This window comes from Delftia sp., assembly GCF_059499305.1.
Genome location: NZ_JCABYI010000005.1, coordinates 49,088 through 62,198, shown reverse-complemented (window position 1 = coordinate 62,198; position 13,111 = coordinate 49,088). Strand labels below are relative to the sequence as shown.

The window sequence follows — 13,111 nt, the reverse complement described above, 5'->3', positions numbered from 1 at the left end:
TGGCAATTGACGAATCTCTTCGGCCAGTCAAAGCAGCACTTCCGCCAGTGCTCGGTAGCACCGACAAGCCCGTCCTTGCTTCGGACGGTCAGAAATCCTAGCTCTTCCTCACTGACGCCGGCTGGCAGGCCTTGCGGTGCACCACCGCACTCATCTCTGGCCTCCGATGTGGAGAACGCATTTTTTCCCGTCGCTCCACCTTTGCGTGCGGGTGAGCGTACGGCCCATGCCTCGGCAAGCGCACCAACTCTGTTGAGTGCCTGTGCGAAAACTCGGCAACAGACTCTTCAGTGCGACCTGCCTTCGATATGCCAACTACGGCGTGTGCCGCGCATCATTTCAAGCATATTCTCCCGCTCTGCCACCCCCCACTTTTCGGGGCTCGTAAAAGCACATAAGTGTTTTAAACCAGCCGATTAGGCTACTTGCTGGCTGCAGATGGCAAGTTCAGGCCAATTTATGTGGCTTGCAAACCAATCAGAAACAAACCATCGATGGCGGAGATGGCTTGGTCACTGTCTTCCTGCTGCCTTCCCAACCAGATGCCTCTCAATTTTTCGCACCCTTCCATATCTTGACCCAAGATTGTATGTTGGTATACCATCACTCAATTCGCAAGAAAGTCCAACAGACATGAAACGGCAAGCCTCTAAAGCAGGTACAGACACAGACAGACCTGCATTGACAGACATGGGAATTCCGCGAGGCAGTATGGCCGTAGAGCGTGTGAATCCAACGCTCCGACAGCTGGCACTTGAGCAATTGAAGCGCGCCATTGTGGAAGGCCAACTTCCACCTGGATCACGCTTGGTAGAACGCAAGCTGTGCGATCTCCTTGATGTGAGCAGAACGATAGTTCGTGAAACCCTGGGGCAATTGGAGGCAGAAGGGTGGATCACAAAGCAGCCCTATAAAGGCCCGATAGTCGCCGTTATCGATGAAGACGGCATTCGCCAGATCTTTGAAATGCGTGCAGCCGTTGAAGGCTATGTGGCGGCACTGTGCGCAGAGCGAGCCACCATAGAGCAAATCGAGCGCCTGGATGTCACAGTGAAAGCGATGAGTGAAGCGCAGATTTCGGGCGATGTCGGGGCTCAGATCGAGACCATCGAGGAGTTCTACGAAGTTCTCCTGGATGCAGCCCAAAATTCGCTGATGGCAAGCTATCTTTCTTCACAAAGGAGCCGCCTCGCACGCCTGCGGAGACTCTCACTTTCTCACAGCTCACGGGCCTCAGAAAGCACAGAAGAAAAACGCGGCATCCTCGCCGCCATCCGCAATCGCGACCCAAAGAAGGCCCAGGCCCTTGCCGAGCAGCATATCTGGAATTCTTCGAGAAGCCTGCTGGCGGCTATACGCAGGGGCCTATGAAATCGCTCTTTCAAAACTGGCACGCAAGATAAGCCACCATCTATAGCCATACTATTCTCAGATAGCATCAGGAAATAAAGACCCAGCATCACCTTTTCATAACAATCACGCTATGCGTGCTTGTTGAGAAAATCAGTTCTTTCTCTGAATTGCTTACTGGAATTGCGCATTCTGCAAATCGATTTCAATATCTCTGTATTTAAGAAAATCTTTATCTTAAGAGTATTTTTCGAGTTGCAAATTCTACGCATTGACCACATACTGCTTTCTCCGCAGCATGCGGATAAACGGCAGCAAGGATACCTGGATGATGCCGAGCTCTCCTCGCGCGGGCACCCCAGAAGAAACGCTCTACGCAGGCCTCATGTTCTATCTCGAGTCTCTGTCTTCAACCGTTCAATAAATCTTCAAGAGAGCAAAATTTCTCTAATCAGCAAATGAGCATTGCTGTGCATTACCAAATAATCCACAACAATGTAAGAATTTACTCTACGCCCCATTTACCCATCCCTCCTCCATATTCATGCTTGAATCCATTCAAGGTTTTTCTTGGTTATGGGTTCCCATAACCCTGTTCGCCGCTCTCGCTCAAACGGTACGAAACACAGCGCAGCGCAGCCTGACACAGGAGCTGGGCGCGCTATCGGCCACGCTGGTGCGTTTTCTGTATGGCCTACCTTTTGCCATGTTGTGGCTGGCACTGCTGTATCTGGTACCAGCAAAGCCATACGCTGTACCTTCGATCACGCCGATTTACCTTGGCTGGATTGCATTGGGCGCTTTTTTCCAATTGGCTGGAACGGTCGCTTTGCTGCTGGCGATGAAGGAGCGCAACTTTGCCGTGGCTGTCACTCTGACAAAGACAGAGGTGCTGCAGCTAGCTCTGTTCGCATCGGTTTTTCTCCATGAACTTCCAACACCGCTGGCGTTGGCCGCAATGATCGTAGCCACAATCGGTATGCTGCTGCTGTCCCTGCCGCCACGCGAACAGTTGCTCTCACCGTCCGCGTGGCTCAACCGATCTGCACTTTATGGCCTGGCTTGCGGCTCCTGCTTTGCAGTTGCAACAGTAGGATTTCGAGGAGGGTCGCTGGCACTTGGCGCCGAAACGGCATGGTTATCTGGCGCCTGGGGCGTGCTGATCGCACAGTCGATGCAAACCGTCGGCATGGGACTTTGGATCCAGTTGCGCACAGCTCAAGGTCTGGCACCTATTTTTCGAGCTTGGCGCATCTCGCTGCTTGCCGGTTGCATGGGGGCAGCCGCTTCAATTGCCTGGTTCACGGCCTACGCCATGCAAGGAGCATCACCTGTGCGCACTTTGGGAATGATCGAGGTCGTTTTCAGCTACCTGGTTTCGCGCCGCGTGTTCAGCGAAAGCTTCAGTCGAGCAGAGAAGATAGGCATGGGCCTGATGCTGTTGGGCTTAGTGGTGACTTGCCTACAGGCCTGACATGCGGTGGCAGCAAGACCTGCTCGTGGAGCTGTCGTCCTGCGGCTTGGCATCGACTGCATCAGCTCCCCTGTTGATGCGCTTTGACCCATTCTCTGGAGTGGACCTACGGGAGCGCGCTGCGCTCCTTTTTTCATGGGCATGCGAGCGCAGCGAAGGCCCAGGCATGCAGGCAAGGGTTTTCCCTTGATTCGAATCAAGCCGCAGGTTTTATGCTTTGCATTGATTTATAAGAAGAACGTTGTTTTATACAAGAAACAATCGATAGCCCTCAGGCATTTCTTTTGCTTGTACCTGCCTTGCCTTGTTCCCCGGAGTTCCCCATGAAAGCCCCCACCTTGCTCGGCGCTGCCGCCTTGCTGGCCGCAGCCGCATGCCAGAGCGCCCTGGCCCAGGATGCCGCCGCGCAGCAGCAGCTGGCCGCCAAGCCTTTCACCATCGTCGCGCCCTTTCCGCCCGGAGGCCCGGTCGATGCGCTGGCCCGCCTGCTGTCCACGGGGTTGGCCGAGCGCTACAAGCAGACTTCGGTGGTGGAGAACAAGCCCGGGGCCAACGGCAATATCGGCATCGACATGGTCAAGCGTGCCGCGCCGGACGGCCATGCGCTGCTGGTCGTGCCCCAGGGCAACCTGACCATCAATCCCACGCTGCTGGCCAGGCCCGGCTACAGCGTGGAGACGGACTTCGCTCCCGTGGCTTCGCTGGCCAAGGCGGCCAATGTGATCGCCGTGCACCCCGGCGTGCCCGCCAAAACGGTGCAGGAGCTGGTGGCCCTGTCCAAGGCCAGGCCGGCCACCATCAGCTATGCCTCGCCCGGCGTGGGCTCCAGCCTGCATCTGGCCGGCGAGCTGTTCAAGCAGCAGACCGGCGCCGACATCCTGCACGTGGCCTACAAGGGCACGGCGCCCGGCCTCAACGATGTGCTGGGCGGCACGGTGCCGATGATCGTGGGCAATGTGCCCGCGCTGCTGCCGCATGTGCAGTCGGGCAAGCTGCGCGCGCTGGCCGTGACCGACCCGGCGCGCAGCAAGTACCTGCCCGAGGTGCCCACGCTGGCCCAGGCGGGCGTGCCGGGCATTGCCATCTCGTCCTGGTACGGCGTGATGGCGCCCAGGAAGACGCCGCCGGCCGTGCTCAAGCAGCTGGAAAAGGATATTCAGGAGATCTTCAGCACGCCGGCCGTGGTCAGGCAGCTGGACCTGCAGGGGATCGAGCCCTGGGTGGTCACGGGCAGCGCCTTCGGCGAGCTGATCCGCAAGGAGACAGCGACCTGGGTGCCCGTGATCAAGGCCGCCAACGTCACGCCGCAGTGATGCGGGGCGCGGCGGCCCTTTCTGCAGTGTCCGCCACGTCCCGGGTCGAGACCTGGGAGCGCAGCCACTGCGCATAGTCGGCCATGCAGCGCTCGGTGCGCATGGTGATCTGCGGCACGCTGTAGCTGTGCTCGGCGCGCAGCAGCCGGGCCAGGCGCTCCAGCACGTCGGGCAGGGTCTTGCAGACCAGCCGCCACTCGGGCGTGGCGTGCATCTCGCCCTCCCACACGTAGTGCGAGGTGATGGCCTCCACCTGCACGCAGGCCGCGGCCTGCTGCTGCACCAGGCTGCGCGCCAGATGGGCGGCCTCCTCGGCGCTGGGGACGGTGGTGGCCACCACGCACAGCGTGGACCAGGGCGAGGCGGGGTTCTTGGCGGAAGTCATGGAGGCGTAGTCTACGGTTGCGCGCTGCAGGCCGGTACTGGCCTTTGCGGCGTCAGGCCATCAGCCCCTTTTGCCGCGCCTGCAGCCGCGCCAGGCCCAGCAGCGCATCGGTGAAGGGCGTGTCCACGCCGCACAGCTGCCCCATTTCGCGCACCGCGCCCACCAGGGCATCGAGTTCCACGGGCTTGCCCGCTTCCACGTCCTGCAGCATGGAGGTCTTGAAGGCGCCCAGCTTGAGCGTGACCGCATGGCGGTCCTCGGGCGATTCGTTGATGGGCAGGCCGATGCGCGCGCCGATCTCCTTGGCCTCCAGCATCACGCGCGTGATCAGGCCGCGCACCAGGTCGTCGCCCAGGATGCGGTCCGAGGTGGCCCCCGTCAGCGCGCTGACGGGGTTGACGGTCATGTTGCCCCAGAGCTTGTACCAGGCGTCGCGCTGGATGTTGTCGGAGACCTTGGCCTCGATGCCGCCACGCTGCAGCAGTTGGGCCAGTGCCGCCAGGCGCGGCGTGGGCGGCTGGCCGGGCCCTGTGGCCAGGGGCTCGCCCAGGATGAGGCTGTTGCCGAAGTGGCGGCGCACCACGCCGGGCGCATCGTTGGAGCAGCTGGCATGGACCACCGAGCCCAGCACCTGACCCAGCGGGATGGCTTGCGCAATGCGGCCTTCAGGGTCCACGGCTTTCAGCTGCTTGCCTCGCACGCTGGCATCGACACCGCCTTGCAGAAACCACCAGGGCACGCCGTTCATGGCCGTGAGCACCACGGTGTGCGGGCCGATCAGCGGGGCGATGCGCTCGGCCACATCGGGCATGCCCGGCGCCTTGACGGAGATGATGACCAGGTCCTGCACGCCCAGGGCGGCCGGGTCCTGTTCGGCACGCAGCGCGAAGTGCTCGCGCTGCTCGCCGTGCACCAGGGTCAGGCCCTGGGTGCGCAGGGCCTGCAGCGCGGCGCCGCGCGCCACGGCGCTGAGTTGGCAGCCGGCGCGGGCCAGGGCCGCGCCCATCCAGCCGCCGATGGCACCGGCGCCGAAGATGCAGGCCTTGTCGAATGAAATGCTTGTCTGTTCCATGGTCATGCGCGGGAAGCTCCGGGTTCAAAGATCGAGATAGCTGCTGTCGCGCCGGTTCACACGGCGCACCAGGTGGTCGAACACATCGCGGGCACCGCCGTGGCTGGCGTTGAAGGTCAGCGAGTCCTCGTTGCAGCGCTGGGCCATGGCGTCGGAGACCATGCGCGGCGCGCCCATGGACAGGGTGGCCATCTGCACGTCGCAGGCGCGCTGCAGCGTCCACAGCACCACGAAGGCCTGGGGCAGGTCGCTGCCCCAGCTGAGCAGGCCATGGTTGCGCAGGATCACGGCCTTGCGGTGGCCGATGCTGGCCAGCAGGCGCGGCCCTTCGTCGGCATGGATGGTGATGCCCTCGAAGTCATGGTAGGCCACCATGCCGTGCAGCTGGGCGCTGTAGAAGTTGCTTTGCGACAGGCCCTGCTCCAGGCAGGCCACGCCCATGCCCGAGGTGGTGTGCGTGTGCATCACGCAGTGCGCGCCCGGCAGCCCGTCGTGGATGGCCGCATGCACCACGAAGCCGGCCGGATTCACCGGATGCCGCGAGCCGTCCAGCACCTCGCCGCGCACATTGATGCGTACCAGGTTGCTGGCCGTGACCTCTTCGTAATGCAGGCCGAAGGGGTTGATCAGGAACTGCTTTTCACCGCCCGTCACGCTGTCGGGCAGGCGCACCGTGATGTGGTTGTAGATCAGTTCGTCCCAGCCCAGCATGGCGAAGACGCGGTAGCAGGCGGCCAGTTCGATGCGGGCGGCCCGCTCTTCAGGGTGCATGGAGCAATTCATGGTGTGGCTCGTGGGGTGGGTTCTGAGGTGGGTCTTGAGGCGGGTTGTGCAGTGGCTTGTGGGGAAATCAGGCATCCAGCCCCTGGTCCAGCCCCTGGTCCAGCCCTTGGTCCAGCGCTTGGGAGGCACGGCCCAGCTTGTCCAGGATGCGGTCCAGCATGGCGCGCTCATCTGCCGTCAGGGCATTGAGCAGGGCCGCCTGGTAGGGGCGTGCGCGGGACAGCACTTCGTCGAAGAGCGCCTGCCCTGCTTCGCTCAGCTGCAGCAGGTGACGCCGCGCGTGCTGCGGGTCGGCGCGGCGCAGCACCCAGCCCCGGTCGATCAGCGGCTGCAGCGCGCGGCTGATCTGGGCCTTGTCCATCAGGCTCAGGCGCGACAGCGCGCTGGCATGCAGCTCGCCGTGGCGCTGGATCTGGCCCATGAGCCGCCACTCGGTCAGCCCCACGGGCGATGCCGGCGCGATGTAGTGGCGCGTCACCTGGGTCTGCAGCGCATTGGACAGCGCGCCCAGGCGGAAGGTGATGAAGTCCTCCAGCGCCAGCGTCTGGCTGCAGACCTGCGTGTCCGGTGCAGGGCCGGTGGTGGCATCGGCGGCAGGGATGGTGGATGGGCGTGGGCGGGGCATTGGGCGGAGGAAACCGGGCGGCGATTGCGATTTCGATTGCGATGGCCGCATGATCCATCAATGTTGACATATCAACATTGGTGGCAACCCTGAGAGCCCTGGCGGCCTGCAGGCCGCCAGCGGGCGCAGGGTGAAACCCATGCGCCCGCGCCGCGCTCAACGCTTGAGCAGTTCGTTGGAAGGCAGGGTCTCGTCCAGCAGCTTGCGGGCCGTCTCCACGCCCGCCACGGGCAGCAGCGCCGGGTCCAGCAGGCCCACCTGCACCAGCACGCTGGCCTGGTCCCAGTAGATGTGCTCGTGGTAGAGCTTGTCGCCCCGGAACTTGACCACGGCCAGCAGCGGGATCTCCACGCGCCGCCCCGTGGGCCGCACGCCGGGCAGCATCCACGGGATCTCGGTGGTGTGCGTGAAGCAGAACAGCATCTCGTCCACCACCTGCGAGGCCCCCACCGTGCGTGAAATCGGGGTCAGCGACGTGTCGGGCGGATTGCTGTTGACGAAGTGGTTCGTATAGAAGGCGTGCAGGTTGCTGAAGCCCACGCCGCCGGTCATGGTCGGGATGTGGTTCACATAGGGCTCGGCCACCATGGTGGCCATGGTGTCGTCCACGTTGCGAGTGGCGAATTCGTACTCGCAGTGCTTGTCCCACAGCGCGGCCAGGTCGAAATGCGGGCCGATGGCGGACTTGAGCGTGGCAATGCTGCGTTCGTGCGCCATCAGGGCCGAGGCGCGGTGGAAATGGTCGCCGCCCTTGCGCGCAAAGGCATGGTCCACGCCCGGATAGACATGCACGGCCACGCCGGGACGCCCGCCCAGCGCCTGGACGATGCGCTGGCGCGCCTCGGGCGGGCAGAAGGCGTCGAGCTCGGCCACATGCAGGGTGAGCGGGCAGCGGATGCGCTCGGCCTCGTCCAGCGCCGCCTCGATGCCCACGCCGTAGTAGCCGACCACCGCATCGGCATCGGTGCGGCAGGCGGCCAGGTAGGCCAGCTTGCCGCCCAGGCAAAAGCCCAGAACGCCGGCCTTGCCGTCCGTGACGTCGGGGCGCTGGCGCAAGGCGTTCAGGCAGGCCTGGATATCCTGCACGCCCAGGGCCTCGTCGAATCCCTTGTAGAAGCCGAAGGCGCGCTCCCAGTCCGCCGGCGTGTAGCCCAGCTCCACATCGGGCTGCTGGCGCCAGAACAGGTCGGGCACCAGCACCACGTAGCCTTCTTCGGCGTAGTAGTCGGCCACCTCGCGCATGGTGGCGTTGACGCCGAAGATCTCCTGCGCCAGCACCAGGCCGGGGCCGCTGCCCGAGGCCGGCACGGCCAGGTAGGCGTTGAAGCTGCCGCTGCCGTCCAGCGCGTTGATGCGCACATGGCGGCTGGCCGGGGGTTCTTTCTGCTGCATGGGTCTGTCTCCGTTTCAAAGGGTGGGGAAAGCTGCGGTGCCGCTTTTTTCATGGCCCGTCATACGCACTCGGGGTGCCGCACCGTCACCTGATAGTAGCCCGCGTGAAAGGCCAGGGGCTCGCCGTCGAAGCGTTCGCAGCGCTCGACCTGGCCGATGAAGATGAGGTGGTCGCCGCCATCGTATTGCCGGACGTTGCGGCAGACGAAGCGGGCCAGCACGCCATCGATCAGGGGCACGCCGGCCGGGCCTTCCGCGCAGTCCAGGCCGACAAACTTGTCTTGCTGCGGCGTGGAAAAGCGCCGCGACAGAAGGTGCTGGCCCGCAGCCAGCACGTGGATGGCGAAATGGCTGGCGCCCTGGAAATCGCAGACGCTGGGCGCCTGGCGCGCCAGGCTCCACAGCACCAGCGGCGGGTCCAGCGAGACCGAGGAGAACGAGTTGGCCGTCATGCCCACGCGCCGCCCGTCCGGCGCGCGCGTGGTGATGACGGTCACGCCCGTGGTGAACTGGCCGAAGGCCTTGCGCAGCTCGCGCGGATCGAAGGAGCAGGCCGTGGCGGCGGCCGGGGTTTCGCATGTGCTCATGGCGGCCTCTGCGGCTAGGCGGGGACGGCTGCCATGGCGGCGATGGCCGCGCAGCTGTCGATGTAGTGGTCCGCCTCGCCCGCGTCCGCGAACCAGGGGAAGAAGGTGCGCGGGTCATCGAAGCCGTTGGCAAGGGCGCTGGCCAGCGGTGCCAGCGTGCCCGCGCTGGCCAGCAGCTTGAGCACATGGGGTGGCGGTGGCGCCAGCAGCATGTTGGTCCACTGCGTGACCCATTGCGCATAGCCGAACCAGTAGCGGTCGAAGGTCTGCTGCATCCAGGCGGCGTCGAAGGCGCCATTGCCGTCACGATTTCCGTCATCATTGCCGCGCGCCAGGATGCTGCGCAGATAGGTGTCGGCGCACTTGGCCGCGTTGTTGGAGCCCTGGCCCGTAATGGGGTCGTTGAGCACCACCACGTCGCCCATGCCCAGCACCTTGCGCCCCGACGGCAGCGTGGCCACGGGCTTGCGCACCGTGGGGGCGAAGCGGCCCGCGAGGATGCCGTTGTCATCGGTCAGCGCAATGTCGCGGCAGCGCTCGGCCTCCCAGGGCACGAAGGTGTCGAGGATCCAGCGGCTGCGCTCCAGGTGCTGCTCCGGTGTCTTCACATCGCCCCAGCAGTCCATGGGGCCGCCGGGCACGCCCTCGAACACCATGATCTCGCAGGGGCCCGTGGTCGTCAGCGCCGGGAACACGAAATACTCGCCCACGCCCGGCAGCAGGTTGAAGGAGACGGCGGAGAACGGCTCGCGCGGCTTCATGCCCGTCACATAGGTCAGCGCCAGCGCGCGCTGGGGCTGGTCGAAGCGCGAGCGATGGGCATCGCGCTCGAACAGCCTCGATATCTCGCCCTTGCCGCTGGCGACCAGGGTCAGGTCATGGCTGCGCGTGCATTCCTCCAGCTCGGCGATGCCCGCGTCCTTGAGCACCAGCTCGCCGCCCTGGCGGCGGAAGTCGTCCATCCATGCGGGGATCTTCAGGCGCTGGTCCACGGACTGCGCGCCCGCGTTCAGCCGCGCCGCCCAGTCGATGGCCTTGTCGGCCGCTTTCCCGCCGTGCTGCGCCGGATGCGGCACGCACAGGCCGATGCCCTCGACCACCGGGCATTCGCGCGACCAGTGGTCCAGGCCCAGGCCGCGCTCTATCTGCAGCGCGCTGTCGAACATGCACTGGCTGGACATGACCCGACCCTGGGCGATGTCCTGCGCCGTGCGGTTGCTCAGTATCGTGACCTGATGGCCCGCGGCCAGCAGGCCCAGGCCCAGTTGCAGGCCCGACTGGCCGGCTCCGACGATGGCGATTTTCTTCATGGCTGTCTCCTTGCGGCTCCGTGTCCGTACTGCGTACTAGTCCATCAATTGGGGAATGGCGGCCACGGCGCGCTCGGGCCCCATGGCGCCGTAGCCGCCGTCCACCGCGTAGTCGGCGCCGGTCACGAAGCTGGCATGGTCCGAGCACAGGAACAGCACCACCTGCGCCACCTCGTGCGGATCACCCACGCGGCCCAGCAGGTGAAAGGGCGCGGCCACGCGGTCGGTCTTGGCGCGGTCGCCGCCACTGAGCCGGTCCATCACCGCCGACCAGGTCCAGCCCGGGCAGACGCTGTTGACGCGGATGCCATCGGCCGCCAGGTCCATGGCCATGCTGCGCGTGAGCTGCTTCATGGCCGCCTTGCTGGCCGGGTAGAGCCAGCGACCCGTCTGCGCCGCTTCCGAAGAGATGCTGGTGAAATTCACCACGGCCCCGCCACCGGCGGCCACCATGTGCGGGTGCACGGCCTGCAGCATGGCCACGGCGCTGGCCACGTTCACGTTGAACGAGGCCAGCCAGTCCGCGCGCGGCGACTGCAGGCCTTCGTCTACATACGAGCAGGCCAGGTTGACCAGGATGTGCACGCCGCCGTGCCGGCTGCATGCCTGCTGCACGCAGGCGGCGACCTGCGCGTCGTCGGTGATGTCGGTGCGCACGAAAAGCGCGCCCTCGCCCAGCGCATCGGCCAGCACCTGGCCGTTGTCGGCATCGATGTCGGCAATGACCACCTTCACGCCGGCCGCGTGCAGCGCACGCACCACGCCGGCGCCTATCAGGGTGGAGCCGCCGGTGACGATGGCGCTTTTGCCTTCGAGTCCCTTGAACATGACGCTTGTTCTCCCGTGTGGATGCCAGGCCGGGCTGGCCTGTGCAGCACACGTTACGGGGGGCCGGGCCGCGCAGGCATCCGGCAAGCGCAGGCACTGTCCCTGGCGCGCAGAAATCGGCTCCCGGGGAATGGTCCGAATTGTGGGAGCGGGTGGTTTTTGCTACGTTCTGCCCAGCCTATGGAACACGCCATGCACACACCGCTGCCGCTGCAGCGCTACCGGCTTTTCGAGAGCCACGACATGGACGAGGCCCGCGAAAGCGTGGCGCGCGTCTTCTGTCCGCATGGCCTGGGCATGCTGCGCCCGCGCGCCGAGCTGGACGCCTGCCACCACAGCGCGCCGCTTTCCCGCAACGTCAGCTTGAACTATGTGCAGTACGGTCCCGGCGTGCACATCGAGCCCGGCTACCTGCGGGACTTCTTCCTGCTGCAGATTCCCCTGCGCGGCAGTGCCGAGATCCGCTGCGGCGCGCAGCAGGTGGATACCACGCCGCGCCTGGCCTCCCTGCCCTCGCCGACCGAGCCGCTGTCCATGCGCTGGGCCGACGACAGCCCGCACCTGATCGTGCGCATGGCCCGCCCGGCCCTGGTGGCGCGGCTGGAGGCGCTGCTGCAGGCGCCCGCAGGCCGGCCGCTGGTGTTCGATCTGGGCGTGCCGCTGGACCAGCCGGCACTGGCACCGCTGGTGCATTTCATCGACTGCCTGCGGCACACGCTGGATGCGGGCAACGCCCTGCAGGCCACGCAGGCACTGGCCCAGCATGCGGAGGAATACCTGCTGACCAGCCTGCTGATGTCGGCCACGCACAGCCACAGCCGCGCACTGGCCGGAGACAGCCGGCGCAGCCTGCTGCCGCGCGGCGTGCGCAAGGCCCAGGAGTACATGCAGGCCCATGCCGACCAGCCCCTGTCGCTGGCCGATGTCTGCCGCGAGGCCGGCTGCAGCGCGCGCACGCTGCAGGCCGCCTTCCGCCAGCACGCGGGCATGGGGCCCATGGATTTCCTGCGCCAGCTGCGGCTGGACCGGGTGCGCGCCGAACTCCAGGCAGCCAAGGGCCCGGGCGTCGCAGCCGGCTCCGGCGTGCGCGACGTGGCGCAGAAATACGGCTTCCTGCACCTGGGCCACTTCGCGGCCCAGTACCGCAGCCGCTTCGGCGAGCTCCCGTCCGAGACGGCGAGCCGCCGCGTGCAGGCCTGAAGACCTGCCCTTGCCGGTTCAGCCCCGGCCCACGAAGGGCATCTTGGTGGCCATCACCGTGTGGAACAGCACGTTGGCCTCCAGCGGCAGGCTGGCCATGTAGAGCACGGACTGGCCCACCACATCCGCGTCGATCAGCGGCTCCACCGCGATCTCGCCATTGGCCTGGGGCACGCCCTTGGCCATGCGCGATGCCAGCTCGGTCATGGCATTGCCGATGTCGATCTGGCCCACGGCGATGTCGTAGGCACGGCCGTCGAGCGCAGCGGTCTTGGTCAGGCCCATGACGGCATGCTTGGTGGCCGTGTAGGCACTGGAATTGGGGCGCGGCGCATGCGCGGAGATGGAGCCGTTGTTGATGATGCGGCCGCCGCGCGGCGACTGGTCGCGCATGGTGCGGAAGGCCTGCTGCAGGCAATAGAACATGCCGTTGAGGTTGACATCGACCACCTCGCGCCACTGCTCGGGCGTCCAGTCCAGGAAGGAGCCGGGCGGATTGCCCCGGCCGGCGTTGTTGAACAGCAGGTCCACGCGACCAAAGCGCTGCACCGTGCGCGCGAACAGCTGCTCCACGGCAGCCGGGTCGCTGACATCGGTGGCAATGCCCAGCATGCGCTCGCCCGCGCCGTACTTTGCCTGAGCCTCGGCGCAGGTCTCATCCAGCGGCGCCTGGCGGCGGCCCGCCACCACCACCTGGTAGCCGGCGCCCGCCAGGGCCAGCGCCACGGCCTTGCCCACGCCGGTTCCTCCGCCCGTGACCACGGCCGTCTTTGCGTTCTTCATCTCCATTGC

13 protein-coding genes are annotated in these 13,111 nt (G+C 65.4%); 4 read left to right on the top strand and 9 right to left on the bottom strand.

What is annotated here, in order from left to right:
• The first annotated feature begins 633 nt into the window (after positions 1-633).
• The 3 genes from AC5I49_RS05155 (at position 634) to AC5I49_RS05145 (ending at position 4,137) form a co-directional block, all read left to right on the top strand.
• Positions 634-1,371 (top strand): GntR family transcriptional regulator, encoded by a 738-nt coding sequence (locus AC5I49_RS05155; protein ID WP_495788944.1) that lies wholly within the window; start codon positions 634-636, stop codon positions 1,369-1,371.
• Between the two features lie 523 nt (positions 1,372-1,894).
• Entirely contained in the window at positions 1,895-2,824 is a 930-nt protein-coding gene (locus AC5I49_RS05150; RefSeq protein WP_016454141.1) for a DMT family transporter, read from the top strand.
• A 323-nt stretch (positions 2,825-3,147) separates the two neighbouring features.
• Positions 3,148-4,137, top strand: coding sequence for a Bug family tripartite tricarboxylate transporter substrate binding protein (locus tag AC5I49_RS05145; protein WP_203399901.1), 990 nt, complete (start codon positions 3,148-3,150; stop codon positions 4,135-4,137).
• Here the strand turns inward: AC5I49_RS05145 and cutA are convergent.
• From cutA to AC5I49_RS05105, 8 genes are all read right to left on the bottom strand, one after another.
• The gene (gene cutA / locus AC5I49_RS05140; RefSeq protein ID WP_016454139.1) at positions 4,124-4,522 is read right to left on the bottom strand and encodes a divalent-cation tolerance protein CutA; all 399 of its coding nucleotides are present in this window, start codon (positions 4,520-4,522) and stop codon (positions 4,124-4,126) included. The two genes, AC5I49_RS05145 and cutA, sit on opposite strands and share 14 nt — an antisense overlap.
• A 52-nt stretch (positions 4,523-4,574) precedes the next feature.
• Positions 4,575-5,600 (bottom strand): 2-dehydropantoate 2-reductase, encoded by a 1,026-nt coding sequence (locus AC5I49_RS05135; protein ID WP_495788943.1) that lies wholly within the window; start codon positions 5,598-5,600, stop codon positions 4,575-4,577.
• Positions 5,601-5,618: 18 nt separating this feature from the next.
• Positions 5,619-6,452: a class II aldolase/adducin family protein gene (locus AC5I49_RS05130; RefSeq protein WP_495788942.1), complete on the bottom strand. Its 834-nt coding sequence runs from the start codon at positions 6,450-6,452 to the stop codon at positions 5,619-5,621.
• On the bottom strand, positions 6,445-7,002 hold the full coding sequence (locus tag AC5I49_RS05125; protein WP_046238853.1) for a MarR family winged helix-turn-helix transcriptional regulator: 558 nt from the start codon (positions 7,000-7,002) through the stop codon (positions 6,445-6,447). Before AC5I49_RS05125 ends, AC5I49_RS05130 begins: the two co-directional genes overlap by 8 nt.
• 156 nt (positions 7,003-7,158) lie before the next feature.
• On the bottom strand, positions 7,159-8,394 hold the full coding sequence (locus AC5I49_RS05120; RefSeq protein WP_199136685.1) for a dienelactone hydrolase family protein: 1,236 nt from the start codon (positions 8,392-8,394) through the stop codon (positions 7,159-7,161).
• Between the two features lie 59 nt (positions 8,395-8,453).
• Positions 8,454-8,981 (bottom strand): flavin reductase family protein, encoded by a 528-nt coding sequence (locus AC5I49_RS05115; protein WP_046238852.1) that lies wholly within the window; start codon positions 8,979-8,981, stop codon positions 8,454-8,456.
• A 14-nt stretch (positions 8,982-8,995) separates the two neighbouring features.
• Positions 8,996-10,291: a styrene monooxygenase/indole monooxygenase family protein gene (locus AC5I49_RS05110; RefSeq protein WP_203399905.1), complete on the bottom strand. Its 1,296-nt coding sequence runs from the start codon at positions 10,289-10,291 to the stop codon at positions 8,996-8,998.
• A gap of 36 nt (positions 10,292-10,327) precedes the next feature.
• Positions 10,328-11,119 carry an SDR family oxidoreductase gene (locus AC5I49_RS05105; protein WP_012203717.1) on the bottom strand — a complete coding sequence of 264 codons (792 nt, stop codon included), beginning with the start codon at positions 11,117-11,119 and terminating at the stop codon, positions 10,328-10,330.
• A 192-nt stretch (positions 11,120-11,311) separates the two neighbouring features.
• On the opposite strand from AC5I49_RS05105, the gene AC5I49_RS05100 reads away from it, so the two are divergent.
• Entirely contained in the window at positions 11,312-12,319 is a 1,008-nt protein-coding gene (locus AC5I49_RS05100) for an AraC family transcriptional regulator (RefSeq protein ID WP_209672140.1), read from the top strand.
• A gap of 18 nt (positions 12,320-12,337) precedes the next feature.
• Here AC5I49_RS05100 and AC5I49_RS05095 read toward each other — a convergent pair whose 3' ends face one another.
• Positions 12,338-13,108, bottom strand: coding sequence for an SDR family oxidoreductase (locus tag AC5I49_RS05095; RefSeq protein ID WP_013803947.1), 771 nt, complete (start codon positions 13,106-13,108; stop codon positions 12,338-12,340).
• Positions 13,109-13,111: the final 3 nt, after the last annotated feature.

What these genes read in the sequence shown, in the direction of transcription:
- AC5I49_RS05155 (WP_495788944.1), top strand. Translation starts at nt 634, where the DNA reads ATGAAACGGCAAGCCTCTAAAGCAGGTACAGACACAGACAGACCTGCA.
- AC5I49_RS05150 (WP_016454141.1), top strand. Translation starts at nt 1,895, where the DNA reads ATGCTTGAATCCATTCAAGGTTTTTCTTGGTTATGGGTTCCCATAACC.
- AC5I49_RS05145 (WP_203399901.1), top strand. Translation starts at nt 3,148, where the DNA reads ATGAAAGCCCCCACCTTGCTCGGCGCTGCCGCCTTGCTGGCCGCAGCC.
- cutA (WP_016454139.1), bottom strand. Translation starts at nt 4,522, where the DNA reads ATGACTTCCGCCAAGAACCCCGCCTCGCCCTGGTCCACGCTGTGCGTG.
- AC5I49_RS05135 (WP_495788943.1), bottom strand. Translation starts at nt 5,600, where the DNA reads ATGACCATGGAACAGACAAGCATTTCATTCGACAAGGCCTGCATCTTC.
- AC5I49_RS05130 (WP_495788942.1), bottom strand. Translation starts at nt 6,452, where the DNA reads ATGCCTGATTTCCCCACAAGCCACTGCACAACCCGCCTCAAGACCCAC.
- AC5I49_RS05125 (WP_046238853.1), bottom strand. Translation starts at nt 7,002, where the DNA reads ATGCCCCGCCCACGCCCATCCACCATCCCTGCCGCCGATGCCACCACC.
- AC5I49_RS05120 (WP_199136685.1), bottom strand. Translation starts at nt 8,394, where the DNA reads ATGCAGCAGAAAGAACCCCCGGCCAGCCGCCATGTGCGCATCAACGCG.
- AC5I49_RS05115 (WP_046238852.1), bottom strand. Translation starts at nt 8,981, where the DNA reads ATGAGCACATGCGAAACCCCGGCCGCCGCCACGGCCTGCTCCTTCGAT.
- AC5I49_RS05110 (WP_203399905.1), bottom strand. Translation starts at nt 10,291, where the DNA reads ATGAAGAAAATCGCCATCGTCGGAGCCGGCCAGTCGGGCCTGCAACTG.
- AC5I49_RS05105 (WP_012203717.1), bottom strand. Translation starts at nt 11,119, where the DNA reads ATGTTCAAGGGACTCGAAGGCAAAAGCGCCATCGTCACCGGCGGCTCC.
- AC5I49_RS05100 (WP_209672140.1), top strand. Translation starts at nt 11,312, where the DNA reads ATGCACACACCGCTGCCGCTGCAGCGCTACCGGCTTTTCGAGAGCCAC.
- AC5I49_RS05095 (WP_013803947.1), bottom strand. Translation starts at nt 13,108, where the DNA reads ATGGAGATGAAGAACGCAAAGACGGCCGTGGTCACGGGCGGAGGAACC.